Below are 23,912 nucleotides of genomic sequence, written 5' to 3'. Positions count from 1 at the left end.
ATCGTAGCAAAGCCCTATCCGTCCGTCTGACGGATTATAATTTTTCTACCTCTTCCATAAGTGCGTCAACGAGTTTTTCTTCGGGGACTTTACGGATGATTTCACCTTTTTTAAATACAAGACCGCAGCCTTCACCGCCTGCGATGCCGATATCAGCTTCTCTTGCTTCTCCCGGACCGTTTACAACGCAACCCATTACCGCTACTTTGATATTCTTTTTGCAGTTTCTGAGCTTATCTTCAACCTCGTTTGCAATCTTCACAAGGTCAATTCTTGTTCTTCCGCAAGTCGGACATGAAACGAACTGAACTCCGTCTTTCTCAATGTCAAGAGCCCTGAGAATATCATGAGCGGCATAAACTTCCTTTACAGGATCGGCTGTGAGGGAAACCCTGATTGTATCGCCTATACCGTGAAGAAGCAATGCACCGATTCCGGCAGAAGATTTGATAATACCCATTCTTTCCGTTCCTGCCTCTGTAACACCGAGGTGGAGCGGATAGTCACATCTTTCTGCGGCAAGCTCATAGGCTTTGATCATTGTAGAAACGGTCGAGCTTTTCATTGAAAGAACAATATCGTTGAAATCAAATTTTTCAAGAAGTGATGCATGGTACAAGGCACTGTCGCAAAGAGCCTCGGGTGTGGGATGACCGTATTTTGCAAGTATTTCTTTTTCGAGCGAACCTGAATTAACGCCGATTCTTATCGGAATGCCACGCTGTTTGCAGGCATCGGCAACTGCTTTTACTCTGTCATCGGAACCGATGTTGCCCGGGTTTATTCGTATTTTATCAACTCCCGCAGCACAAGCCTCAAGAGCCAGCCTGTAGTCAAAATGGATATCGGCTACAATTGGGACGCTTACAGCCTCTTTGAGGGCAGGAATAAGCTTTACTGCATCTTTATTAGGAATGGCGGCACGAATGATTTCGCAGCCTGCCGCTTCAAGCTGTTTTGCCTGTCTTACAGAACCCTCAATATCGGTTGAGGGAATATTGAGCATTGACTGAACGCTTACTTTAGCACCGCCGCCGATTTTTACATTGCCGGCAGTTACCTGAATTTTACTTCCCATAAGGTTTTCCTCCGTTTATCTACATACCGGGAAAAGTTCCCGTTACAAGTTGGAATACATCTTTTACCGAAATAATAAGCATAAATGCAAGCAGCAGTACAAGTCCTGCCGTATTTACAACCTGCTCTGCTTTTCTCGGAATCGGCTTTTTGAATATCCATTCAATCAGCAGGAACAGGAATCTTCCGCCGTCAAGAGCAGGAAACGGAAGCATATTAACAATTCCGAGGTTTACCGTTATGAGTATCATTACAAAAAGAATGTTATTAACCGCGTCTGCAAAACCTGTTTCAAGACCCATGGATGCAACCTGAGTTACCGCAGTTGCGATACCGACAGGACCAGACATATCATTGAAGCCGAATTTTCCCTGTACAAGCCATACAAACGAAGTCCACACAGTTTTTGCCATTGAGCAGGTTTCTGTAAATGTTTCAGTAAAAACCGTGCCGACATTTTTTTCAATAGGCTCAACCGCAAAGTCAAAAGCAACGGTTGGTTTGTTCTTCTTTTCGGCATCGTCATCGGCATAATAGGTGAAGAACTGTACATTTTCAAGCGTTATTTCTTTGCCGTCACGGACAACCTTTACATCAGCCATAAATCTCAGTCTTGATGTAGTTGTGTCTATTTCGGGTGTTTTATACTTTGACATATCATATGATTTGTCAAGCGCATAAATTGACTTACAAGCTTCGTCAAGAAGCTTTTCAGCCTCTTCTTTGCTTGCAGCCTTATTTATCTTTGAACAACCCTCTGAGAGAGCGTTGTAGTATTTTTGAAGTTCATCTTGTGAAAGGGATTTGTCATTGGCGTATTTATTGTACACTCCGCAGGCGGCAGATGTCGCTCTTTCTTTGTACACTTCAAGTGTGCTGCCTTCTACAGTTTCATACGGAAGTGTTGAGATCGCAAACTGCAAATCTCTTGAATTCCAAATTGAATAACCGTTCACTTCGACAATCTTATCCCCCGTCTGCAAGCCTGTATTGGCTGTAAACGCATTAGGCTGAAACTGAGATACGGTTGTAGAGCTGAAGCTGTCAGCCTGAACGGTAAAGGCAAACATCATAACAAAACCGAGAAGAATATTCATAACCGCACCTGCGATTATAATAATCATTCTCTTCCATACTTTTGCATTATTAAACGCGGCTTTTTCTTCGCTGTCCTCATCCTCGCCCTCCATGGCACAGTAACCGCCTATCGGAAAAAGACGAAGCGAGTACCTTGTTTCACCTTTTACAAAACTGATTATTTTCGGTCCCATACCGAGTGCAAACTCATTTACCTTTACACCCGAAAGCTTTGCGGTAATAAAATGACCAAATTCATGAGAAAAAATTATAAGCTCAAAAAGTAATATTCCTATTACAATGAGAGCCGCAACTGTTAAAATTTGCATTAAAATAAATCAACTCCAAAATATTCATTGCCGCCGCAAAGACAGCAATGAAAAATATTACCGCAAATTATAGCATAGAGAGTACATACTCTCTTGCAAGTTTATCCGCCTTCAATACATCATCAACGCATGTAGGCTCAAAATTGTCTATGTTATCAATTGCACCCATAACAAGGTCGCCGATTTCAAGAAAAGTGATTTTACCCTCTCTGAAAAGTCGGTTAGCCTCCTCATTAGCACCGTTTGCAACAGCTGTTGCAACACCTCCGAGCGAAAGAGCCTTTTTGCAGGCTCCAAGGCACTTGAAGGTTTCATAATCGGGTTCAAAAAAAGTCATTTTGCCGATTTGAGCAAGACTTAATTCGCCGACAGGTGATTCATATCTTTCGGGATATGTAATTGCGTACTGAATCGGGATTCTCATATCGGGAAGTCCCAGCTGTGCAATTACGGAATTATCTACATACTCAATAAGAGAATGTATTATGCTTTCACGGTGTACAACAACATCAATGTTTTCCGGCTGTACATCAAAAAGCCACCTTGCCTCAATTATTTCAAGTCCCTTGTTCATCATTGTAGCAGAGTCGATGGTTATTTTTGCACCCATACTCCAATTTGGATGATTAAGAGCTTCTTTAACTGTTACATTCTTTAACTCTTCGGTTGTTTTTCCGAAGAAAGGACCGCCTGAAGCTGTAAGAATGAGCTTTTTAAGCATTTTTTTCTCAGGTATACCCTGTAAGCACTGAAAAATAGCTGAATGTTCGCTGTCAACGGGAAGAAGCTTTACACCGTTCTTCTTTACCGCGTCACAAACAAGCTTACCGCCTGTTACAAGCGTTTCTTTGTTTGCAAAAGCAATGTCTTTTTTAGCGTTTGCCGCTGCGAGCGTAGGCTTTAAGCCTACCATTCCGACAACCGAATTTACAACAAGATCGGCATTTTCAAGCGTTGCCGCCTCAATAAGTCCGTCCATACCGCTTAAAACACGGGTGCTTGTATCTTTTATATTGTCTTTTAATTCTTTGGCTTTTTCTTCGTCAAAAACTATCGCAAGCTCAGGCTTATACTTTCGTACCTGATCTTCAAGAAGTTTTATGTTTGTTGACGCAGTAAGTGCAGAAACCTTTAAATTGAGTTTATCTACAACATCAAGCGTTTGTGTTCCGATTGAGCCTGTTGAGCCGAGAATGGAAAGTGAATTTATCATTTTAGTTTACCCCACTGTTATGAAAGGTATGAATTGATTGATTGCAACAAGAACGGGTGCAGTAAATATTATGCTGTCGAACCTGTCGAGCATTCCGCCGTGACCGGGAAAAATTGAGCCGTAGTCCTTAATCCCGTAGCTTCTTTTGATAAGAGAAAAACTCAAATCACCGAGAATTGATACAGGAGCGTCAATTACACCGAGAAGAATCAATGCCCAGAAGTTGATGTTGGCGTCAGGCATAACCCAAAAACTAAATATAAGACCGATGATTACGGCTGTAAGGTCACAAAAAAGTATTCCGCCGATTGCACCCTCAACAGTCTTTTTAGGACTGATTTTCGGGCAAAGCTTGTGCTTGCCGAACGATGCTCCGATAAAAAAGCCACCTGCGTCTGCCATCCACGGTAATGCAAAAATACATATATAGCAGAAAGTAATTGATATAGATGATGCACAGGCAATCGGCACGGCACTCATTCCAAAAGAAATTAAAAAAGTTCCGAACACTGAATATGCAACATCGGCATAGTTTGTCTTTTCGTGTTTGAAAATCATTACTGCAAAGGCTGTTAATATGAATGCAAAAATCAAAATATACAGAAACTTTGTTGTAACCAAAATCGAAAGCAGAAAAGAAAAAACTATGCAAGGTATGGAAAGGTGAAACTTATAAAGCATCTTTCTTGCGTGCAGATACTCACCTGTCATAAATGCCGAAAATGCTCCTATGACTATGCCTGTAAACGGGAGCCAAAGTTCCGATACAAACAGAACAATCAGCAGTAGTGGTATTCCTATTACGGCTGTCAGCAGCCGAGGCTTGAGGGATTTCATTTTATATCAACTCTCATCAAACTCCGCCGTATCTTCTGTTTCTGGAGGAGTATATTTTTAATGCTTCGTCAAGGTCTGATTTCTGAAAATCAGGCCATAATTTGTTCATTATTACAAATTCCGTATAAGCAGACTGCCACAAAAGGAAATTTGAAATTCTGTATTCACCGCTCGGTCTGATAATAAGGTCCGGATCGGGCTGACCTGCGGTGTAAAGATAATTTGAAAAAAGATTTTCTGTTATGTCGTCGGAAGAAATTTTGCCGATTTTGACATCCTCAGAAATATTTTTAACAGCTCTGATAATTTCGTCACGACTGCCGTAATTCATAGCAATATTAAGAACCATACCGTCACGGTCTTTTGAACTCTCTTCGTTTTCAATCATAAGCTCACGAAGTTCATCGTTAAAGCCTGACTTGTCACCGATGAATTTTACCACAATACTGTCGTCTTTAAAATCTTCAAGTGCTTCATTGAGGTATGATTTAAAAAGCGACATAAGTGACTCAACCTCATCCTGCGGTCTTTTCCAGTTCTCGGTTGAAAAGGCATACACGGTAAGGTACTTTATTCCTATATCGGAACAATATCTTGTTATGGTTCTGAAGGTTTTTGCGCCCTGACGGTGACCTGCCTTTCTCGGAAGTCCTCTTTTCTTTGCCCAACGGCCGTTGCCGTCCATAATAATTCCGATATGCGAAGGCAGATTGAGGTCTGTAACCCCAATCTGCTCATCTTTTTTCTTTGAGAAAAAAGCCATATTACATCTCCAAAATTTCTTTCTGCTTAACTGCAGAAACGCTCTCAACTTCTTTGACATACTTATCTGTAAGATCCTGAGCTTTCTTTTCGCCCTGCTTAAGATCGTCCTCTGTAAGCTCGCCGTCCTTCTTCATAGCTTTAAGCTTGTCGATAAGTTCACGGCGTACATTACGAATTTGAACCTTGGTTTCTTCGGCAATTTTCTGAACATCTTTTACAATTTCTTTTCTTCTGTCCTCTGTGAGCGGTGGAAAGATAAGACGGATAACCTTACCGTCATTTTGCGGATTTATGCCGATGTCTGAAGTCTGTATAGCCTTTTCAATCAGTCTTAATACAGACGCATCCCATGGCTGAATTGTAAGAGTTCTTGCTTCTGTAACAGAAACAGCAGCAAGCTGGTTCACGGGTGTGGGTGCGCCGTAGTAGTCAACCTTTACTTTATCAAGAACAGCGGGATTTGCTCTGCCTGCTCTGATTTCCGAAAATTCCCTGCGCATATGCTCAAGGCGTCTGTCCATGGTTTCGCCGGCTTTTTTTAACTGTGTCTGCATATTTATGCCTCCTGTATAATAATTATTGTTAAAAAGTCAGTAAAATAATCAATTGAATTAGTCGTTAGCTGTTACGATAGTACCGATGTTTTCACCGCAAACAGCTTTGTAGATGTTTTCAGGGTCATCAATGCTGAATACAAGGATAGGCAGATTGTTGTCCTTACAAAGAGATGCAGCTGTGCTATCCATAACAGCAAGATCCTTATTGAGAACCTCATGAAATGAAATTGTGTCATATTTCTTAGCGTTTGGATTTTTCTTAGGATCGCTGTCATAAACGCCGTCAACCATAGTAGCTTTCATAACAATGTCTGCCTCAATTTCAGCTGCACGGAGAGCCGCCGCTGTGTCTGTGCTGAAGAACGGGTTGCCTGTTCCGCAGCCGAACACTACTACTCTTCCCTTTTGAAGGTGAAGAACAGCCTTGTTTCTGATATACGGCTCAGCAATCTGATGCATAGCGATAGCTGTCTGAACACGAACATTAACACCAAGCTGTTCAAGTGCGTCACAAACACCGAGCGCATTGATTGTTGTTGCAAGCATACCCATATGGTCGGCTCTTGTTCTGTCCATTTCACCTGAGCTTCTGCCACGCCAGAAGTTGCCTCCGCCTACTACTATGCCGACTTCTACTCCTGCGTCAACACATTCTTTGATTGGCTTACAGATTTTGAGAACAGTTTCAAAATCAATGCCATGTTTCATTTCACCTGCAAGCGATTCGCCTGAAAGTTTTAATAATACTCTTTTATATTTCGGCTTCATACATAACACCCCACGATAAATTATAATTACTAATATAATACAATATCTTGTGGGGTTTGTAAAGGTTTAGTGGCTGTTTTTTGAATAAAGTTAATTTTCAAAGTAAGTTCCGCCTCTTTTTGCTGCGGAACTTACTTTGGGGATTAAGTATATTTTTTAAACATTCGGCTAACAAGGGCATTCCTTGCAGGAGAGGTTGCAAAAATTACGCTCTCATACTATAATGGTAAAGGTCCACAACAAAGAATTTAATTTACAGGATGGCATAACAAAGGAATTTATATATTATGAATGCATATGATTTTGACAAAACCGTTTATTACGGTGACTCAACAGCCGACTTCTATTTATTCTGCCTTAAAAGGCATAAAAAAATTATCACACTCGCCCCATCGCTTTTTGGGGCATTTTTGAAATTTTATGTGTTTAAAAAAGGTACAAAAACTGAATTTAAAGAAAAAATGTACAGATTTCTTGCATTTTGTGATACCGAAAAAGATGTAAAAGACTTTTGGAAGGAATACATTGGAAATATAAAGCCGTTTTATCTTGAACAAAAGAAAGATGACGATGTAATTATTTCGGCATCACCCGAATTTTTGCTAAAACCCGTTTGTGAAAGGCTTAAAATCAAAAATCTTATTGCATCAAAGGTTAATATGCAAAGCGGAAAATACACCGGAGTTAACTGCCACGGCAAGGAAAAGGTAAAACGGTTTTACGAGGCTTTTCCCAACGGTAAAATTGACAGCTTTTATTCGGACAGTTACAGCGATTCGCCGCTTGCTGAAATTGCTGACAAAGCCTTTATGGTTGACGGTGACAAGATTGAAAGCTGGATATTCATTAAATGATTGTACGGAGCAGATTTCTGTTCCGTATTTTTATTGTCAAATTTAATTTCAGGCAAACAAAAAGAGCAGAGATTTTAATCTCTGCTCCGAATATTATGCTTTGGATGTCAAAACAATTATTTAACCATGCTTGCAACTTCTGCAGCAAAGTCGTCCTGACGCTTTTCAATGCCTTCGCCCTTTTCAAAACGAACGAACTTCTTGATTTCGATAGAACCGCCAAGCTCCTTAGCAGTATTCTGTGTGTACTGCTTGATGTTGATCTTATTGTCCTTAACGAACTCCTGGTCAAGAAGACAGTTCTCCTTGTAGAACTTACCAATCTTACCCATAACAATCTTGTCGGCAATCTGCTCGGGCTTACCTTCGTTGATTACCTGCTGACGCATAACTTCCTTCTCATGCTCAATGATTTCTGCAGGAACTTCACTCTCGTTGAGGTAAGGAGTGTTAAGAGCTGCAATCTGCATTGCAACATCCTTGCCGTATGCAACAAACTCAGGCTTTGCAGCGAGGTCTGTATCAAAGTTAACGAGAACGCCAATCTTGCCGCCTGCGTGTACATAAGCAACACAAGCGCCTTCCATACGCTCAAAACGACGAATTTGAATATTCTCACCGATTGTGAGAACCTTTTCCTGAAGCATTTCAGCGATTGTCTGATCTGAACCTGATGCCTTAAGTGTGAGGAGAGCCTCAACATCAGCAGGGTTCTGCTCGATAATTGTGTTAGCACAAGCCTTAACGAAATCCATAAATGAATCGTTCTTGGCAACGAAGTCTGTTTCAGCGTTAACTTCTACAACAACGCCTACTGAAAGGTCATCGTTTGTGCAGGCATATGCAACACCCTCTGCTGCAACTCTGCTTGCCTTCTTAGCCTGCTTAGCAAGGCCCTGTTCTCTTAAAAAGTCAACTGCTTTATCCATATCGCCATCAGCATTAGTGAGTGCCTTCTTGCAATCCATCATGCCGCAGCCTGTTTTTTCTCTTAATGCTTTTACATCCTGAGCTGTAAATGCTGCCATTATGAAAACATCCTTTCAAATTAATATAATTAATATATATAAATGAGGTTATAATCACAAATGATTATTCAGCTGTTTCTTCCTCTTCAACAGCTGCTGCACCCATCTGACCTTCTCTGCCTTCGATGATAGCGTTAGCCATTGCACCTGCAATAAGCTTTACTGCACGAATAGCGTCGTCGTTGCCGGGGATAACATAATCAATCTCATCAGGATCGCAGTTTGTATCTACGATAGCAACGATAGGAATATTGAGCTTCTTTGCCTCTGAAACGGCAATTCTTTCTTTTCTCGGGTCAACAATAAAGAGTGCGCCCGGCATTTCTGTCATATCCTTGATGCCGCCCATAAATTTCTCAAGCTTTTCAATCTCAAGATTGAGCTTGATAACTTCCTTCTTAGGGAGAAGATCGAAAGTGCCGTCTTCCTGCATAGCACGGAGCTGCTTTAAACGAGCAATTCTTCTTCTGATTGTTGCAAAGTTTGTGAGCATACCGCCGAGCCATCTTGCGTTTACATAATAAGCGCCTGCACGCTCTGCCTCTTCCTTAACAGAATCCTGAGCCTGCTTCTTTGTACCTACAAAGAGAACGCTCTTGCCTTCTGCCGAAAGCTCACGAACAAAGTTGTAAGCCTCTTCAAGCTTCTTTACACTCTTCTGAAGGTCGATAATGTAAATACCGTTACGCTCAGTAAAAATGTACTCAGCCATCTTAGGGTTCCATCTTCTTGTCTGGTGACCAAAATGTACACCTGCTTCAAGAAGCTGTTTCATTGAAACTACTGCCATAATAAAAATCCTCCTTAGGTTAAAACCTCCGCTGTGCCTTTGTTTTTATCAGCCATCAAGCAAATCCTTTGAATTTGCCACCCTGCCGACAGACATCAGCGTGCGAATTGCTCGTATATTATACCATAAAAATAAAAAAAATCAAGTGTTTTCGAAGACTTTTTTCAAAAACACCTGATTTTTTTATTGATAATTAAATTGTATTCCGTAAACCGGTCTTAATACCATAAATCAAAGAATTTCACAGAACCTATGCTTGTGATGTAATTCTGTGACTCATGCCAGCTGCTTGAGCCGGTGTAGAAGCAAAGAACTCTGTGCTGAACCGCCGAGCCGTTCTGATCAAAAATAAAAGAAACAGCGTTTTTAACTTCCTGACTGGGTGCATAAGCTGTAGAACCGTAATACCGGTATTCCGAAATAATTCTGTCAATTGATGTTGTGTTTGAACGGTTCATTGCGTCACGAATCGACTGAGCAATAAGAGCGCAGCCTGCGTAGCCCATTGAACCACCTTCGCCCATTACAAGTCTTTCTAATTTTTCTCTGTCATAGCTTGAGAGAGAAACAGGAGAAGGACTGTATGACGGATCGGGATTGCTGATGCTTACAAGATAACCGCTCTGATCGTTTGATGAATCTGATATGTTATCTGTGTAGCTGCAATCCGAAGAATTAGATGCTGAACTGCTGTCGTCCAAAGAAGATGCACTGCTGCTTGCAGAGCTTTGTGTGATCTGCTGTGATACCTCGGACTCTGAAGGCTCTGACTTTGAGCTTTCAGTCTTTTTAGAGGTCTGTGAAGCTTCAGACTTTTTTGCAGTTTTAGCAGTTTTTGCAGATTTAGTTTTCTTTTCGGTTGTCTTCTGTGTAGCAGCTGCGGATGTTGTAATCTCTTGGGTTACGGGAACAGTTGTTTCTTCAACGCAGTTATCAGTGATAACAAGTGAGAAGTCGTTGATGCTACCGACTGCAAGTGAAGCAGCACGGCTGTCTTCAAAGGCGTCTACATCCGGAGCAAGAGTTGTTGTCGGAACAACAAGAGCAACTGCCGCCAGAGATACCGCAATGGCATAGGATAAAACCTTAAAGCCCTTGCGTTTTGACTTCTTTTCGGTTTTGCGGGTTCTTTTCGGACTCACCGAATTGTTGTCACATCCGTAGTGTTTATAGTTTGTCGCTCTCAAAAATTTATCCTCCCTGTGATTTTTGCACATTAAGATAACTACAATAACTGCTGTCAAAAGCAGATACAAATACAAGATGTAGTTGTCTGTTTGAAAATGTGCCAAGTCCTTTAGTCGTAAAATTTTATCAAACACACAATTGCAATTGTATTAAAGCACAAACTTTTGAAAAATGCAAGTTTGATACAGGAAGATAAATTGTAACAATTGTAACCAAAATGTTACTTACTCAATTTTAATTTCTTAAAAAAATAATGATTTGTGCAGTATGCATAAATAATAGATAATTTCTTAGGTTATTTTGCCTTAATGCGAAAATTTGCAAAAATTCAAAATTTAGCCCCAAAATGAGGTTTTTTCGGCTTTTTTACTGGCTTTGGAGTCTGACAGCTGATGATTACGGTATCCTCTCCGATGAGTTCAATTTTCTCCCACGGAATTATGTAATCCTGACATTTTCCTATCAAGCCGCACAATCCCGGTCTTCCGAAAATAACAATTGACACAACAGCTGCACACTTGGTGTCAACAATAACATCGTCAATAAAGCCAATCCTCGTACCGTCACAGGCACTTATAACTTCCTTATGTCTTAAATCTGTAAATCTGCAATTCATTTATAACCCCTCCGAAAGCTGTGCTTGATACATATATATATGAAAAAGGATGGGTGTATATTCATTGACTTTTATATCATAATTTGTTAGAATTGATTTATAATATTTTCGCAGAAAAGGAGCGATAATTATGAATTATGTATTTATGACAGATGCCTCCTGCGACCTCACACAGGAGCTTATCAATGAAATCGGAGTTGAAGTTCTTCCTATGGAATTTCATATGGAAGACAAGTCTTATCTTCACTATCCCGATTGCAGAATGATGAGTCTTTCGGAATTTTACGATAAGCTTAAAGGCGGTGTTGATTCAAAAACAACGCAGATTAACTATGACAGCTTTTACAAAAGCTTTGAAAACTACCTTAAAGCAGGCAAGGACATTATCTACACCGGCATTTCAACAGGCTTGAGCGGAACTTATAACACTTGTATGATGGCAGTTAAGGATTTACAGAATGTTTATCCTGACAGAAAAATCATTGTAATCGACTCACTTTGTGACTCTGCCGGTCTTGGACTTCTCATCTACCTTGCCGGCAAAAAATACAGCGAAGGTGCCGGAATCGACGAACTCAGGGAATACATTGAAGAAACCCGTGTTAAGGTTTGTCATTGGTTCGTTGTTGAAGACCTTGACCACCTTAAGAGAGGCGGAAGAATTTCAGCTGTTTCCGCTACATTCGGCAAAGCCTTGCAGATTAAGCCGCTTCTCAGTGTTGACGATGAAGGCCGCCTTGTCAATGTTGCAAAAATCAGAGGTAAAAGCAATGTTGTTCCTTCTCTCGTAAAACATCTTGAGAGGGACGCCGAGGATTTAAAAAACAGCGTTGTTATGATTGCACATGCAGATAATCCCGAAGGTGCGGAGGAGCTTAAAAAGGCAATAAAGGGCAAGTGTAAAGAAATCATTGTCACAAACATCGGTCCTGTTATAGGAAGTCATGTTGGTTCGGGTATGCTTGCAGTACTCTTCCTTGGAGCAAGAAATCTTAAATCATAATCAAAATACAATAAAATATGCAAAAAGCGTGCAGTTTATTTCAGACTGCACGCTTTTCTTTTGTCAATCCCTCGTGTAATACAAAAGACACATTACACTTACTCCGATAATTCCTCCGACAAATAAGCCGATTATAAAACCTACAAGCAATATTTTTCCTCCTGACCATATTTTGACAATAATTATTTTCTGCTTATGAGATAATATCACTAAACGAAACACTCTCAGGGGGTGCAAAATGAAATCCGTTTACATAGATGTACTTTTTACGGTAAATATTTTCATTGATTTCATACTCATTTTATGCACCAAAAAAGCACTTTGCATCAATACTTCATTTAAAAGAATGCTTTTTGCCTCACTTTTCGGGGGAGTGCAAAGCTTGATTGCACTTCTTCCCCCTCTGCCGTTCATTCTGAACATACCTATTGATATTTTATGTGCCGCTGCGATTGTATTTTTTGCATTTGGCAAAGCTCCGCCTAAAAAGTTTATTAAGAGAACCGCCGTTTTTCTTTCTCTGTCGTTTTCTTTTTGCGGGATTATGTTATTTCTATACAACGCCTTCAAACCAAAAGGTATGGAAGTATATAATGACATAGTGTATTTTAACATTTCGCCCGTCCTCCTGATTATTTTAACTCTTGTCTGTTATTATATTCTCAGATTGGTGAAAATATTGACGAAGAGCGGTAACTGCTCAGATATTTGCAAAGTTGAAATCAAGGTGAATGAAAAAGTCTTTTTCTTTTCGGCAAAAGCTGATACGGGATGTAATCTTACTGAACCGTTTTCGGGAAATTATGTTATTGTTGCAGAAAGAAAACTCTTTGACGGATTCGTTCCGAGTGAAACTAAAACAAGGGTTATTCCCTTTGAAAGCCTTGGCGGAAACGGAATTGTAAAGGGATTTCCTCCCGATGAGGTTAAAATTGACGGCAGGAAAATTGATAACAATATTTACATAGGCATATGTGATAATGTTTTGAAAGGAGATGTTGAGGCAATTATCCCATACGAGCTTTTAAAATTGACAGAATAGGAGTAGTGCTATGTTTCTTATGAAGGTAATTCAAAAAATCCGCTTTGCATTGGTTGTTGAAAATGAAATTTTTTACATTAACGGCAGTGAAACTCTTCCTCCGCCGTTGTCAAAGGATGAAGAACAGCTGATTATGCAGAAAATTGCAAAAGGTGACAACAAGGCGAGAGAACCGCTGATAGTTCACAATTTAAGACTTGTGGTTTATATTGCAAAAAAATTTGAAACTCCGAACGCAAATGCAGAAGACTTAATTTCAATAGGCACGATTGGACTTATTAAGGCTGTAAACACATTTTCTCCGGAGAAGAATATTAAACTGGCAACCTACGCATCAAGATGTATTGAAAATGAAATCCTTATGTTTTTACGAAAATCATCGCAGTTAAGGAACGAGGTTTCAATTGATGAACCGCTGAACACCGACTGGGACGGCAACGAACTGCTTTTATGTGATGTTCTGGGGAGCGATCCGGATACGGTAAACAGAAATATTGAATGTGAGCTTGAAAAAAGTTTGGTTTTACAGGCAGTTTCAAAGCTTCGCGACCGTGAATGTCTTATTATGGAATTGCGGTTCGGACTGAACGGACGAAAAGAGCACACGCAAAAACAGGTTGCCGACAAGCTTGGAATTTCACAATCCTACATATCAAGACTTGAAAAGAAGATTATCCGTCAATTAAAGAATGATCTTGACAAGGCAGTATGATTTTTTGTCGGAAACCCGAACCAACAAAATATTTCGCATTAAAAACGGGAGCAGCAGGCAGTTTGTCCTGCTGCTCCCGTTTTTTTATAAAACAGTATCTGAGGGATTGGTGACAGTATCAGAGTTATTATTATCTCCGTCACCCATAATATCGTCAATTCCGTCCTCAATATCGTCCATAATATCCGAACCCGAATTTTCTGTTTCATTTTCTTCGTTACCGATGAAACCGTCCGAATCTGAAACTTCTCCGCTTTCAGTCATACTTTTGGAAGCTTCCTGCGTATTTGATGTTTGTGAAGTCTGACTTGTTGTGTCAGCCATACTGTCGTTTTTATCATTGCCGCAACCTGTGATAAGAGATGCTGAAATTAAAGCTACGGCAACTAAGCCTAAAAATTTTTTCACACTAATCAATCCTTATAAAAAATAAAATGGCACTGAATTAACAGTACCATTATTATTCACAATATTTTGCGTAATATTAAATTTAAAATGATTTCGAAATTATTCTTTTGCAATTACTATATGAGGATACGGAATCGTAATACCGTTTTTGTCAAATTCTTTTTTTACATTTTCCTGCAGGAAGAAATACACCTCGTAATAATCATCAGGGCTTGCCCACGCAAAAACTTTAATCTGCACTCCGCTGTCAAGATGCTCACCGACTCTTACGGTAGGTTCGGGGTCTTTTAAAATCATCTCATTTGTTGCCATAAGGTTGAGAATTATCTCTCGCACCTTGTCAATATCGTCATCATAGCTTATTGAGAAAGTGCAGTCAACCCTTCTCTGCTCAACCATTGTGCAGTTTACAACATTGTTTGATGTAAGTCTTGAATTAGGAATCGTCACAAGCTTATTATCAAGTGTATGTACAGTTGTTGAGAAAATATTGATTTCCTCAACCGTTCCTTTAACTCCCTCAAAATCAAGAATATTTCCCGAAACAAAGGGTTTGTTAATCAAAATCACAAGTCCGCTGACAACATTTTTCAGCAAATCCTGCAATGCAAGACCTGCCGTAAGGGCTGCAGCACCGAGTGCCGTAATAAGTGAAGCAACATTTACACCGATTGTACCAAGTGCCGTTACCGCAACGATAAAATAAAATATTACCTTTAAAACCGACAGTACAAAGCCTTCGGCTGTACCGTCCATTCGTGACCTGTCAAGAATTTTTCTGAGCAAAGCCAAAATCAGCCTTGAAATCACATAGCCGATTACAAGAACAGCTACGACTACAAGTGCTTTCGACAGATATTCAAGCATCTTATCCTCTGTTATATTCATAATTACACCTCTGTATCAATAAGAAATTCGGAAACCTTTTCCCCATTCTCATAGACAGAAACCACTATGTTGCCGTTGTTATCAAACGAAACGCTCTTACCTGTACGCACACCGTTTTTATAATTGCACACATCAATAAGATTGCCGTCTTTATCAAATCTTGCACCGTAGCCGTCAGGAGTATTATTGTTCCACTTGCCCGCATGCATTGTACCGTCACTCAATCTGTAGCCGACACCGCCGCCGTTGCGTGAATTATCAGTCCAGCTGCCTACATAATTTATGCTGCCGTTGTTATAATAGCAGATTCCAAAACCTTCTCGCTTATCCTCACGATAATAACCCTCATAGGATGTGAATCCGTCAGGCGATACCGTTCTGCCTCTGCCTGTTCTGCAATTATTTTCATCAAGATTACCGAAATAGGTATATCTTCCCGATTTAGTAAGAATCACCACATCACAATGGGGTTCATCCTCACTTACAATTTCGGCATTTTCATCACAATTTTCTTTGGCAGATTCATCATCTCCGAAAGGCACACAGATATGAACCTTTTCCTGTTCGCCGACAGACATTTCATCCGAGCTTTCTGCCGACTCGTCAGCAGTTCGGCATTCAAGCTCTTTGTCAACATCATCAGGCTCATTCTCTGTATTCTCCAGGTCTTTCGGCAGTTCAACAGCTTTGGCGTCAACAGATGTATCAACCGAAATATCAGAATCAGCAGATTTTTCATCGGCAGACTCAATTTTGCCGTCCGACGCTTCATTGTTGATAATCTTAATATCTGCAGATTCAAAATTTTCTTCCGAAGTATGACTGATAATTTCACCGAACAAATCTTTATTTGTTTTGTGTGCTTCAACAAGAATCTTTTCAATTATATCGTAAGCAGAGTAATCTTTTTTGCCGTCTTTTTTCTCAGTATCAATATCTGTCAAAATGTCAGCGTCAGAAAGATATGAGCAGGCAATCAAATCGTAAGGATTATCCGTTGAGAAATCACCTTTGAATAAGGAATCATTGAACACAAATCCGCTGTTGCCATATGATTTTTTCTCTGTAAACTGCATATCTGACGGCAAAAAGCTCGCATCATACCACAGCATACCGACATTTGAATAAATCAAAACTCTTGAACCGTTATCAGACTGTTTTTCGGAGGGAAAAAGGGTTTTAACTGTCGTTAAACCGTTATCGTCAATATCTTCGGTTACAAGCGTTACAATGCCGCTGACTTTATGGGGATAAATTCTTGTAATCAACTTATCGGCAATATTTTTGTCAAAATATTCTGTACGCAGCCAAAAATGATTGCGATCAAAGAACTGTCTTTTAAATACAATACCCCTGTCATTGTAGGTAATGACAGAATAAACTCCGCCTGTCGCCCTTTTTACGGACTGATAAGGGAGGCTGTCCTTCGTCACCTTCCAAGAAAGCGGTTCATCCTTTTGCATAAGGCAAGACATCTTATATTCCATACCGTGAAGCTCAATTTCAGTAATCTCTTTTTGCTCCTTACATCCTGAATTAAAGTAATTGGCACGAACACCGGCAAGCGCGTCATTTTTAAAATCCGGCTTTTCATAGTCAGAAACAAGTACAGAATAGATAATTAAGCCGTCAGTCAGCTTTTGAGATTGTTCAAGCATCGTGAATTATTCCCTTCGAAAAATTAAAAAATGAAAGGGCGAACAATGTCCGCCCTGAAATAATTTGAGATATTTAAATCAGATAGAAATTGTCATTGCAATCTTGTAAAGCTCTTCATCAAATACACGAGGCATATCAAGTGCTTCGTTAATGTCAAGGTCAACAATCTTTCCACCCTGCATGGCAACAACTCTGTTGCCGATATTCTGCTCAAGAAGTTCTACGGCCTTAAAGCCCATTTCACTTGCAACAACTCTGTCACGAAGTGTCGGGGAACCGCCACGCTGAACATGACCGAGGATTGTAGCTCTTGACTCAATGCCAAGACGCTGTTCAACATACTTTGCAAGATCTCTTACACCGCCGACACCCTCGGCAACAACAACGATAAAGTGTTTTTTGCCTGTTTTCTGAGTGTTGATAATTCTTGCAATTACATCTCTTTCAATGTTGTACTGAACCTCCGGAACAAGAATAGCCGTTGCACCTGTTGCAATACCTGTTTGAAGAGCAATATCACCGCAGCGTCTGCCCATAACCTCAACAATAGAGCAACGGTCATGCGACTGTGCTGTATCACGGATACGGTCAACCATCTGAATAGCTGTGTTCATAGCGGTGTCAAAGCCAACTGTGTACTCTGAACAAGCAATGTCGTTATCTATAGTACCCGGAACGCCGATACAGTTAATGCCTGCGTTTGTAAGACAACGGGCACCTCTGAACGAACCGTCGCCGCCGATTACAACTACGCCGCTGACACCGATGCTTCTGCAAAAATCAGCAGCTCTCTGAATACCCTGAGGAGTTGCGTACTCTTCGCTTCTTGCCGTGTAAAGCATTGTGCCACCGTTTCCGATGATATCGGAAACACTTCTGAGGTTCATTTCCTCAACATCACCGTTGAGCAAGCCGTTATATCCACGGTAAACACCGTAAACCTTCATTCCTTTATTTATACCGGCACGAACAACAGCTCTAACAGCTGCATTCATACCGGGGGCATCGCCGCCGCTTGTTAATACTGCAATTGATTTCTGTGTCTGTGACATTATAATCTACCTCCATAGGTTACTAACTTCTAACATTATAATACAATTATTTTTTCTTTACAAGTGGATTTTCACATTTTTAAAAAAATAAAAGTTTTTATTACAAAACCGTTACAATATTATTCAATCATTTTTCAGCATTGTTACAAAAATCTGTGATTTTGTTCATAAATATACTGTTTTCACCTCTCTATTTCGATAAAATAACAATATTTTGTAACAAAGCAATCAAGTTTGTTGACTTTTAAAATATATGGTCTTATAATTAACCTCGGATAGAAGGCAGATTTTTTCGTCTGTCTTGTGACAAGCTACATAAGTGACAATTTTTCGGGAGGATATTTTATATGACTAAGTTATATCTGGCTATACCCTGCTATAACGAAGAAGAGGTTTTAAGAGATTCGGCAGGAAAGCTGTTGAACAAATACAGCACAATGATGTCAGAGGGTAAGATTTCTGCTGACAGCCGCATTGTGTTTATTGATGACGGTTCAAAGGACAGAACATGGGAGATTATTTCGGAGCTGCATACGGAAAATCCTGTTTTTCAGGGTATCAAGCTTTCAAGAAACAGAGGTCATCAGAACGCGCTTCTCTGCGGTCTTATGACTCTTAAAGACAAGGCTGATGCTGTTATTTCAATTGACGCAGACCTTCAGGATGATATCAATACATTTGATGAAATGGTTGCAAAGTACGAAGACGGCTGCGATGTGGTTTACGGTGTTCGTTCCAAGAGAGAAACAGACACATTTTTCAAGAGATTTACCGCAGAAGGATTCTACAAAATTCTTAACCATATGGGTGCAAAGGTTATTTTTAACCACGCTGATTTCAGACTTATGAGCAAAAGGGCGCTGAATGCTTTTTCGTTATACAAGGAAACGAATATCTTCCTTCGCGGTATGGTTCCGATGATTGGCTTCAAATCTGATATCGTAACATATGAGCGTTCCGAAAGACTTGCGGGAGAAAGCAAATATCCGCTCAAGAAGATGCTCGCTCTTGCTTGGGAGGGCATTACATCGCTAAGCATTCAGCCTATCAGAATGATTACATGGCTCGGTGGAATCGTGTTCGGCATCAGTCTTATTATGATTATCTACTCGCTTGTAAGCTTCTTCTGCGGCTGGACTGTAAGCGGCTGGTCAAGCCTTTTGTGCTCAATCTGGGCAATCGGCGGTCTTCAGCTTCTTGCTATCGGTGTAATCGGCGAATACATCGGAAAGATTTATATGGAAACAAAGCGCAGACCGCGATTTATTGTTGACAAAGTGCTTGATGACAATGAACAGTAATAAATTTGCAAAAGTCCTGACGAGAATTTTCGGCGGATTGTTTTCGGTATGTTTCATTTTTCTTTTTATCAACATTATTGTTATAGGCTTTGACGGAAAAGTTGACAGAAGATTTGATTCGTTTTCAAAAATGTTCATTCTTTTGATTTTCGCAGTCCTGACAGTCGGTATATGTGCATTCTATTTTTATTACACCGCCGATAAAAGCAATAAAAGGTGCAAAAGAATTAAAACAAAAGCAAAATTTGAATTGACCGATATAAACACTAAGAGGATTATTTTTATCGGTTGCGGCATTCTTCTGATAGCTGAATTTATTTTTGCTATGCTTACCGATTTTGAACCTGTTGCCGACCTGCATAACATCAGAAGATATGCTATGTATTTTTCAAGTCATGGCAATTTCGACCTCATTGAACAGGATTATGCACGCAATTATCAATACCTTATAAGATATCCGAATAATATGGCGTTACTTTTGATTGTATCGCTTGTCGGAAGATTAAGTTACCTTATATCCGGTCATTTTGTTGAATTTGCACCTGTTGTTGTAAATATTTTTGCAATTAACATTTCCGTAATACTGACAGCATTTACAGCAAAAAGACTTTTCGGCAACAGAAAGGCTGTATTTGTACTTGCTTTTTGCGCATTGTTTTTGCCCTATCTCACATATCTGCCCTACTATTACAGTGATTCGATGTCGATGCCGTTTCTTATCGGAGCGGTATATCTCATGGTTTCCGCATTTCAGGGTGACCACAGAAAAAGTATGTGTGCAAAGCTTTGTGCTGCGGGTGCGTTGGTTTTCCTCGGATACAAAGTAAAGGGCAGTATTATTATTCTGTTTGCGGTTGGGGTTGTACTGCTTTTCTTGAAATTCAGATTAAAAAGAGCGATTTGTCTTATACTTGTGTTTACGGCAGGATTCGGTGCGATTGGATTTGCTTACAATACCGCCGTTGACGCTGTCAATCCGATTACAAAGCAGCAATATGAAGAGTATGAGTACCCCGTAACTCACTGGATTATGATGGGGCTTAAGGGTCTTGGCAAATACGATGAACACGATGACTATTACACCCGTTCATTCCACTCAAAGCAAGAAAAGCAGGACGCTAATGTTAAGGTTATCAAGGAAAGAGTAAAGAAATATAAAATTGACGGTCTGTATAATCATATGGTAAAGAAAGCGGTATGGACATGGCAGGACGGCACATATTACATTTCGTATCATAACCAAAAACCGAAAAATGATAATATTCTTATGGATTTTCTGCATATCAACGGAAAGTATAACAAGGCCTTCCAAAATTACAGCTCAGCCTTGCAGATGTTCATTCTGCTGATGATTTGTATTTCGGCACTTAAAACTCTTGTCAGACCCGAAGTTGACGAAATGCTGTTACTCAAAGGAATTGTATTTTCGGCATTTTTATTCTTCCTGTTATGGGAAACAAGGTCAAGATATCTGTTTAATATGACGCCGCTGTTTATACTGCTTATGGTTGACGGTATGGATACCGCAAAGGCTTTTCTCGATTCATTGAAAAAGCCCGGGAAACACATAGCTGAACAGACAACGGTATAAAATTTTTTCAAGTGGCAGTTTCGGCTGTCACTTGTTTTTTTATAATAAAATCTCTGTTACACCGTTACAAACTTTTTTATTTAAAATCAATATTTTCGTTTGCAATTTATTGTAATAATGCCAAAATTGTGCTATCATTGTTGTATATGCAATGATTTGCAAATTTCAAGTTTGAAAGGTAAGGATTATGGATTACGAAAAATTGAAAAAGAGGGATTCCTCGCTGGACATTCTGCGGATAATTGCAGTATTTACCGTTTTGTCGGTTCATTTCTTTCTGCATAACGGATTTTACAGTCAGACTGTTGAAGACAAACCGATGTACATTGCAGTTGTGATGAGAACACTGTTTTCCGTTTGCGTTCCGCTTTTTATGCTGCTGACGGGTTATCTTATGAGCAAAAAAGAGTTGAGCAAAAAATATTATTCAGGCATAACCAAAACACTTGTTGTATTTGTCATCTCAACTCTTGCATGCATGATTTACAAAAACATTGCACAAGGTGATGTTTTTGACCTGAAATCTTTCATACTCGGAACGCTTGATTTTACAGGTTCTAACTACTCTTGGTACATTGAAATGTACATAGGTTTGTTTCTGCTTGCACCGTTTCTTAATCTTGCTTACGGAAAGCTTAAAAACAAAAAACAAAAGCAAGTGCTTTTGATTACAGTTGTATTTTTGACAATAGTTCCGTCACTGTTTAATATTTTCAATTTCAGTTCGCTTGATTGGTGGACCAACCCGACATCATCCGATGAATTTCAAAAGCTTGTGCCGAGCTGGTGGCAGGGGTTCTACCCCATTGCGTACTACTTTGTAGGCTGCTACATAAGAGAATACGGATTGAAAATGAAAACAAGAACAATGCTTATTCTTTTTGTTTTCTCGCTCTTCTTATTCAGCACATTTAACTTTTTCAGAAGCTACGGAACGACCTTCAAATCCGGTACATATATTTACTGGTATGGCTTTGAACCGTTTGTCCTGTCGGTGCTTCTGTTCCTTTTAATTAAAAGAATCAAAACCGAAAATATGCCAAAGACAGCTAAAGTTGTACTCTGGGAGGTTTCGGATTTAGCTCTCGGAATTTATCTTATTTCATTTATTTTTGACAGCATTGTATATCCGATACTTTGCGAAAAGGTTATTTTAATGCCGGACAGACTTCCGTTCTACTTTGTAACAGTCCCGATTGTATTTGTCCTTTCCGCTGCTACGTCTTTCATTATGAATCTTGTTGCCAAGATTCTTATCGACGGTTTCAAGTCGGCTGTTAAAATGGTCAGGGATTTGCGTTCAAAGCCCGACAAAGGCAAATATCAGCACATAATTTTTGCTGTACTTATGGCTTTGGCAATAGGATTTTCACTTTGGAAATGCTATTACGGCTTTGGCGGCAATGACGAATCATTTTACCTTACAATTCCGCACAGATTAACTCTCGGCGATTCATTACTCGGTGACGAATGGCATCTTACTCAGCTTTCGGGGTTCCTGCTTTTGCCGTTTGTGTGGCTCTACACAACAATTACGCAGTCAACCGTCGGAATAATTCTTGCGGCAAGAATTTTCTATGTCATCTGTCACGCTGTTATTGTGTGCATTATCTATTCAAGACTTAAGAAATACGGCTATTTCACGGTATTCGGCTGTGTGCTTTATTTCCTCTTTACGCCTTTCGACATTATGGCATTGAGCTATAACACAATGGGGCTTGACCTCATTGCTCTCACGGGTGTGTTAATGGCAACAGCCGATTATTCAAAAAAATTGCCGCTCATAATCAGCGGACTTGCATTTGCAGGTGCGGTTCTCTGCTGTCCGTATCTTGCTGCAGCTTATGTGCTGTATCTTATCGCAGTCGGAGTTCACTGTTTAATAAAGAAAACCACACTCAACAAAAATGTATTTAATTCAGACTTGTTTTCAATTAAAACTTTTCTGTGGTTCACTTTGGGTGCGGGAATCCTTGCGGTAATTTTCATTGTATTTGTGCTTTCAAGAGTAAGTATAAATGAAATTTTCACCAATCTCCCCTATCTTATGGCTGACCCCGATCATCCTCAGATGGGATTTATGATGAAGATGAATTACTACTTTAAAACCATTGTTGATTGTCACAGCCACTTTAAATATGTGCTTATGGCATACGGTGCTACGGCAATTGTTATGATACTTGACAGAAAGAGAAAACAGCACCGTTCAATTTATCTTATACTGACGAGTGCAATTGTTATTTTGGCACTTGTGATGTTTATGCCGACAATGACAAGCGTTTATTACAACGCAATTATGTTCCCGATGATTTTTATGAGCATCACAGCATATGTTCTCTCGGAAAACAAAAACAGAGAACTTTTCGCCTCACTCTTTATTCTCGGAATACTTTATTCAGTGGCACTTTGTTTCTCTTCAAACCAATATTTCTTTGTTACCGCAATGGCTTGTTCAGCGTCAAATATAGCCGGCTTTGTTTTTGTCGGCAATCTGATTAAAGAAATGAAAGCGAGTCCGGATAATCTTGATTATGCAGTCCCCTGCAAATATTTTGCATTCGGAATTACTGCATTTTTGATTGTTTTGCAGGCTTGTTTTCAAATCACAGTCAAAGCCGAGCATTGCTTTTGGGAAAGTTCTCCGAGTCAGCTGTCACAGACAATTCAGGACGGTCCTGCAAAAGGAATAAAAACTACTTCCGCAAATGCAGAAAACTACGGGCAGCTTTATAACGATATAAACGAATATCAAAGTCTTGAAAAGGGCAATATTTTGTTTTTGACACAAAAAACCTGGACATACCTTGCGGCAAAAGATTTTACTTACGGAACACTCTCTGCGTATGTAACCGGAGAAAATCAAAACAGTCTTGACAGACTCCGTTCCTATTATTCTGTAAACAGCAAAAAAATTCCAAAGTATATTTATATACCTAAGGATTCCCAGTGGGAAAATATTCAGCAAATTGTTCTTGAAGCACAGCAAAACGGTTACACATTAAGTGAAAACACGGTTTCATATAAGCTGCAAAGATAGATATATTTTACTTTGCAATTTTATGTCAATGCTTGATGTAATTTGAAATAACAGAATATAATCAAAACCACCCGTCCAACGGGTGGTTTGCTCTAGGGCTATAAGCCCATGCTACCGGCC

The 23,912-nt window shown here is 39.8% G+C and carries 23 protein-coding genes; 7 read left to right on the top strand and 16 right to left on the bottom strand.

Features of this window, described 5'->3' with window-relative positions; translation table 11 throughout:
- Nucleotides 1-34 precede the first annotated feature (34 nt).
- From ispG to pyrH, 7 genes are all read right to left on the bottom strand, one after another.
- Nucleotides 35-1,078 carry a flavodoxin-dependent (E)-4-hydroxy-3-methylbut-2-enyl-diphosphate synthase gene (gene ispG / locus QDI94_RS02495; RefSeq protein ID WP_178586127.1) on the bottom strand — a complete coding sequence of 348 codons (1,044 nt, stop codon included), beginning with the start codon at nucleotides 1,076-1,078 and terminating at the stop codon, nucleotides 35-37.
- A 19-nt stretch (nucleotides 1,079-1,097) separates the two neighbouring features.
- Nucleotides 1,098-2,483: an RIP metalloprotease RseP gene (rseP, locus tag QDI94_RS02490; protein WP_278866841.1), complete on the bottom strand. Its 1,386-nt coding sequence runs from the start codon at nucleotides 2,481-2,483 to the stop codon at nucleotides 1,098-1,100.
- A 67-nt stretch (nucleotides 2,484-2,550) separates the two neighbouring features.
- Nucleotides 2,551-3,696, bottom strand: a complete 1,146-nt coding sequence (locus tag QDI94_RS02485; RefSeq protein WP_278866840.1) for a 1-deoxy-D-xylulose-5-phosphate reductoisomerase — start codon at nucleotides 3,694-3,696, stop codon at nucleotides 2,551-2,553.
- 6 nt (nucleotides 3,697-3,702) lie between these two features.
- Complete coding sequence (locus tag QDI94_RS02480) at nucleotides 3,703-4,533, bottom strand: phosphatidate cytidylyltransferase (protein WP_278866837.1); 831 nt, start codon at nucleotides 4,531-4,533, stop codon at nucleotides 3,703-3,705.
- 16 nt (nucleotides 4,534-4,549) lie between these two features.
- Entirely contained in the window at nucleotides 4,550-5,296 is a 747-nt protein-coding gene (locus QDI94_RS02475) for an isoprenyl transferase (RefSeq protein WP_278866834.1), read from the bottom strand.
- 1 nt (nucleotide 5,297) lies between these two features.
- On the bottom strand, nucleotides 5,298-5,852 hold the full coding sequence (gene frr, locus QDI94_RS02470; RefSeq protein ID WP_278866831.1) for a ribosome recycling factor: 555 nt from the start codon (nucleotides 5,850-5,852) through the stop codon (nucleotides 5,298-5,300).
- A gap of 57 nt (nucleotides 5,853-5,909) precedes the next feature.
- Nucleotides 5,910-6,623 (bottom strand): UMP kinase, encoded by a 714-nt coding sequence (gene pyrH / locus QDI94_RS02465; protein ID WP_101028452.1) that lies wholly within the window; start codon nucleotides 6,621-6,623, stop codon nucleotides 5,910-5,912.
- A gap of 287 nt (nucleotides 6,624-6,910) precedes the next feature.
- On the opposite strand from pyrH, the gene QDI94_RS02460 reads away from it, so the two are divergent.
- Complete coding sequence (locus QDI94_RS02460) at nucleotides 6,911-7,477, top strand: HAD-IB family phosphatase (RefSeq protein WP_101028451.1); 567 nt, start codon at nucleotides 6,911-6,913, stop codon at nucleotides 7,475-7,477.
- Between the two features lie 116 nt (nucleotides 7,478-7,593).
- Here QDI94_RS02460 and tsf read toward each other — a convergent pair whose 3' ends face one another.
- The 4 genes from tsf to QDI94_RS02440 form a co-directional block, all read right to left on the bottom strand.
- Nucleotides 7,594-8,505 carry a translation elongation factor Ts gene (tsf, locus tag QDI94_RS02455; protein WP_101028450.1) on the bottom strand — a complete coding sequence of 304 codons (912 nt, stop codon included), beginning with the start codon at nucleotides 8,503-8,505 and terminating at the stop codon, nucleotides 7,594-7,596.
- A 64-nt stretch (nucleotides 8,506-8,569) separates the two neighbouring features.
- Nucleotides 8,570-9,295, bottom strand: coding sequence for a 30S ribosomal protein S2 (gene rpsB, locus QDI94_RS02450; RefSeq protein ID WP_101028449.1), 726 nt, complete (start codon nucleotides 9,293-9,295; stop codon nucleotides 8,570-8,572).
- Nucleotides 9,296-9,513: 218 nt separating this feature from the next.
- Nucleotides 9,514-10,482, bottom strand: coding sequence for a hypothetical protein (locus QDI94_RS02445; protein WP_278866828.1), 969 nt, complete (start codon nucleotides 10,480-10,482; stop codon nucleotides 9,514-9,516).
- Between the two features lie 329 nt (nucleotides 10,483-10,811).
- Nucleotides 10,812-11,099, bottom strand: coding sequence for a PRC-barrel domain-containing protein (locus tag QDI94_RS02440; RefSeq protein WP_278419063.1), 288 nt, complete (start codon nucleotides 11,097-11,099; stop codon nucleotides 10,812-10,814).
- Between the two features lie 130 nt (nucleotides 11,100-11,229).
- Between QDI94_RS02440 and QDI94_RS02435 the strand changes: the two genes are divergently transcribed.
- Nucleotides 11,230-12,102, top strand: a complete 873-nt coding sequence (locus QDI94_RS02435; protein WP_101028446.1) for a DegV family protein — start codon at nucleotides 11,230-11,232, stop codon at nucleotides 12,100-12,102.
- A gap of 63 nt (nucleotides 12,103-12,165) precedes the next feature.
- Here QDI94_RS02435 and QDI94_RS09880 read toward each other — a convergent pair whose 3' ends face one another.
- On the bottom strand, nucleotides 12,166-12,312 hold the full coding sequence (locus QDI94_RS09880; protein ID WP_367316925.1) for a DUF3789 domain-containing protein: 147 nt from the start codon (nucleotides 12,310-12,312) through the stop codon (nucleotides 12,166-12,168).
- A 28-nt stretch (nucleotides 12,313-12,340) separates the two neighbouring features.
- On the opposite strand from QDI94_RS09880, the gene QDI94_RS02430 reads away from it, so the two are divergent.
- Nucleotides 12,341-13,144 carry a sigma-E processing peptidase SpoIIGA gene (locus QDI94_RS02430; RefSeq protein WP_278866825.1) on the top strand — a complete coding sequence of 268 codons (804 nt, stop codon included), beginning with the start codon at nucleotides 12,341-12,343 and terminating at the stop codon, nucleotides 13,142-13,144.
- A gap of 10 nt (nucleotides 13,145-13,154) precedes the next feature.
- Nucleotides 13,155-13,856, top strand: coding sequence for an RNA polymerase sporulation sigma factor SigE (sigE, locus tag QDI94_RS02425; RefSeq protein WP_278419058.1), 702 nt, complete (start codon nucleotides 13,155-13,157; stop codon nucleotides 13,854-13,856).
- An 84-nt stretch (nucleotides 13,857-13,940) separates the two neighbouring features.
- On the opposite strand, the gene QDI94_RS02420 is transcribed toward sigE, so the two are convergent.
- The 4 genes from QDI94_RS02420 to pfkA all read right to left on the bottom strand — a co-directional run bounded on the left by QDI94_RS02420 (nucleotide 13,941) and on the right by pfkA (nucleotide 17,863).
- A complete protein-coding gene (locus tag QDI94_RS02420; RefSeq protein WP_278866823.1) occupies nucleotides 13,941-14,264 on the bottom strand; it encodes a hypothetical protein in 324 nt (107 codons plus the stop codon).
- Between the two features lie 99 nt (nucleotides 14,265-14,363).
- A complete protein-coding gene (locus QDI94_RS02415) occupies nucleotides 14,364-15,152 on the bottom strand; it encodes a mechanosensitive ion channel family protein (protein WP_278866819.1) in 789 nt (262 codons plus the stop codon).
- A gap of 2 nt (nucleotides 15,153-15,154) precedes the next feature.
- The gene (locus QDI94_RS02410; protein ID WP_278866816.1) at nucleotides 15,155-16,810 is read right to left on the bottom strand and encodes an MORN repeat-containing protein; all 1,656 of its coding nucleotides are present in this window, start codon (nucleotides 16,808-16,810) and stop codon (nucleotides 15,155-15,157) included.
- Between the two features lie 78 nt (nucleotides 16,811-16,888).
- Nucleotides 16,889-17,863 (bottom strand): 6-phosphofructokinase, encoded by a 975-nt coding sequence (gene pfkA / locus QDI94_RS02405; RefSeq protein ID WP_101028440.1) that lies wholly within the window; start codon nucleotides 17,861-17,863, stop codon nucleotides 16,889-16,891.
- A gap of 347 nt (nucleotides 17,864-18,210) precedes the next feature.
- On the opposite strand from pfkA, the gene QDI94_RS02400 reads away from it, so the two are divergent.
- The 3 genes from QDI94_RS02400 to QDI94_RS02390 all read left to right on the top strand — a co-directional run bounded on the left by QDI94_RS02400 (nucleotide 18,211) and on the right by QDI94_RS02390 (nucleotide 23,792).
- A complete protein-coding gene (locus tag QDI94_RS02400; protein WP_101028439.1) occupies nucleotides 18,211-19,164 on the top strand; it encodes a glycosyltransferase family 2 protein in 954 nt (317 codons plus the stop codon).
- Nucleotides 19,154-20,755 (top strand): glycosyltransferase family 39 protein, encoded by a 1,602-nt coding sequence (locus QDI94_RS02395; RefSeq protein ID WP_101028438.1) that lies wholly within the window; start codon nucleotides 19,154-19,156, stop codon nucleotides 20,753-20,755. Before QDI94_RS02400 ends, QDI94_RS02395 begins: the two co-directional genes overlap by 11 nt.
- Before the next feature lie 187 nt (nucleotides 20,756-20,942).
- Entirely contained in the window at nucleotides 20,943-23,792 is a 2,850-nt protein-coding gene (locus QDI94_RS02390; RefSeq protein ID WP_278866812.1) for an acyltransferase, read from the top strand.
- Nucleotides 23,793-23,912: the final 120 nt, after the last annotated feature.

The sequence above is a fragment of the Ruminococcus bromii genome (assembly GCF_928721825.1).
Classification (GTDB): Bacteria; Bacillota; Clostridia; order Oscillospirales; family Acutalibacteraceae; genus Ruminococcoides; species Ruminococcoides bromii.
The sequence above is the reverse complement of the archived record's forward strand: the minus strand, read 5'-3'. Positions and strand labels throughout refer to the sequence as shown.

Bases quoted from the DNA above. Each gene is read 5' to 3' on its own strand.
- frr (WP_278866831.1), bottom strand. From the start codon at position 5,852: ATGCAGACACAGTTAAAAAAAGCCGGCGAAACCATGGACAGACGCCTT.
- QDI94_RS02390 (WP_278866812.1), top strand. From the start codon at position 20,943: ATGGATTACGAAAAATTGAAAAAGAGGGATTCCTCGCTGGACATTCTG.
- QDI94_RS02485 (WP_278866840.1), bottom strand. From the start codon at position 3,696: ATGATAAATTCACTTTCCATTCTCGGCTCAACAGGCTCAATCGGAACA.
- sigE (WP_278419058.1), top strand. From the start codon at position 13,155: ATGTTTCTTATGAAGGTAATTCAAAAAATCCGCTTTGCATTGGTTGTT.
- rpsB (WP_101028449.1), bottom strand. From the start codon at position 9,295: ATGGCAGTAGTTTCAATGAAACAGCTTCTTGAAGCAGGTGTACATTTT.
- rseP (WP_278866841.1), bottom strand. From the start codon at position 2,483: ATGCAAATTTTAACAGTTGCGGCTCTCATTGTAATAGGAATATTACTT.
- QDI94_RS02475 (WP_278866834.1), bottom strand. From the start codon at position 5,296: ATGGCTTTTTTCTCAAAGAAAAAAGATGAGCAGATTGGGGTTACAGAC.
- tsf (WP_101028450.1), bottom strand. From the start codon at position 8,505: ATGGCAGCATTTACAGCTCAGGATGTAAAAGCATTAAGAGAAAAAACA.
- QDI94_RS02480 (WP_278866837.1), bottom strand. From the start codon at position 4,533: ATGAAATCCCTCAAGCCTCGGCTGCTGACAGCCGTAATAGGAATACCA.
- QDI94_RS02460 (WP_101028451.1), top strand. From the start codon at position 6,911: ATGAATGCATATGATTTTGACAAAACCGTTTATTACGGTGACTCAACA.
- QDI94_RS02430 (WP_278866825.1), top strand. From the start codon at position 12,341: ATGAAATCCGTTTACATAGATGTACTTTTTACGGTAAATATTTTCATT.
- QDI94_RS02400 (WP_101028439.1), top strand. From the start codon at position 18,211: ATGACTAAGTTATATCTGGCTATACCCTGCTATAACGAAGAAGAGGTT.
- QDI94_RS02415 (WP_278866819.1), bottom strand. From the start codon at position 15,152: ATGAATATAACAGAGGATAAGATGCTTGAATATCTGTCGAAAGCACTT.
- pyrH (WP_101028452.1), bottom strand. From the start codon at position 6,623: ATGAAGCCGAAATATAAAAGAGTATTATTAAAACTTTCAGGCGAATCG.
- QDI94_RS02435 (WP_101028446.1), top strand. From the start codon at position 11,230: ATGAATTATGTATTTATGACAGATGCCTCCTGCGACCTCACACAGGAG.
- QDI94_RS02440 (WP_278419063.1), bottom strand. From the start codon at position 11,099: ATGAATTGCAGATTTACAGATTTAAGACATAAGGAAGTTATAAGTGCC.
- ispG (WP_178586127.1), bottom strand. From the start codon at position 1,078: ATGGGAAGTAAAATTCAGGTAACTGCCGGCAATGTAAAAATCGGCGGC.
- QDI94_RS02395 (WP_101028438.1), top strand. From the start codon at position 19,154: ATGAACAGTAATAAATTTGCAAAAGTCCTGACGAGAATTTTCGGCGGA.
- pfkA (WP_101028440.1), bottom strand. From the start codon at position 17,863: ATGTCACAGACACAGAAATCAATTGCAGTATTAACAAGCGGCGGCGAT.
- QDI94_RS02410 (WP_278866816.1), bottom strand. From the start codon at position 16,810: ATGCTTGAACAATCTCAAAAGCTGACTGACGGCTTAATTATCTATTCT.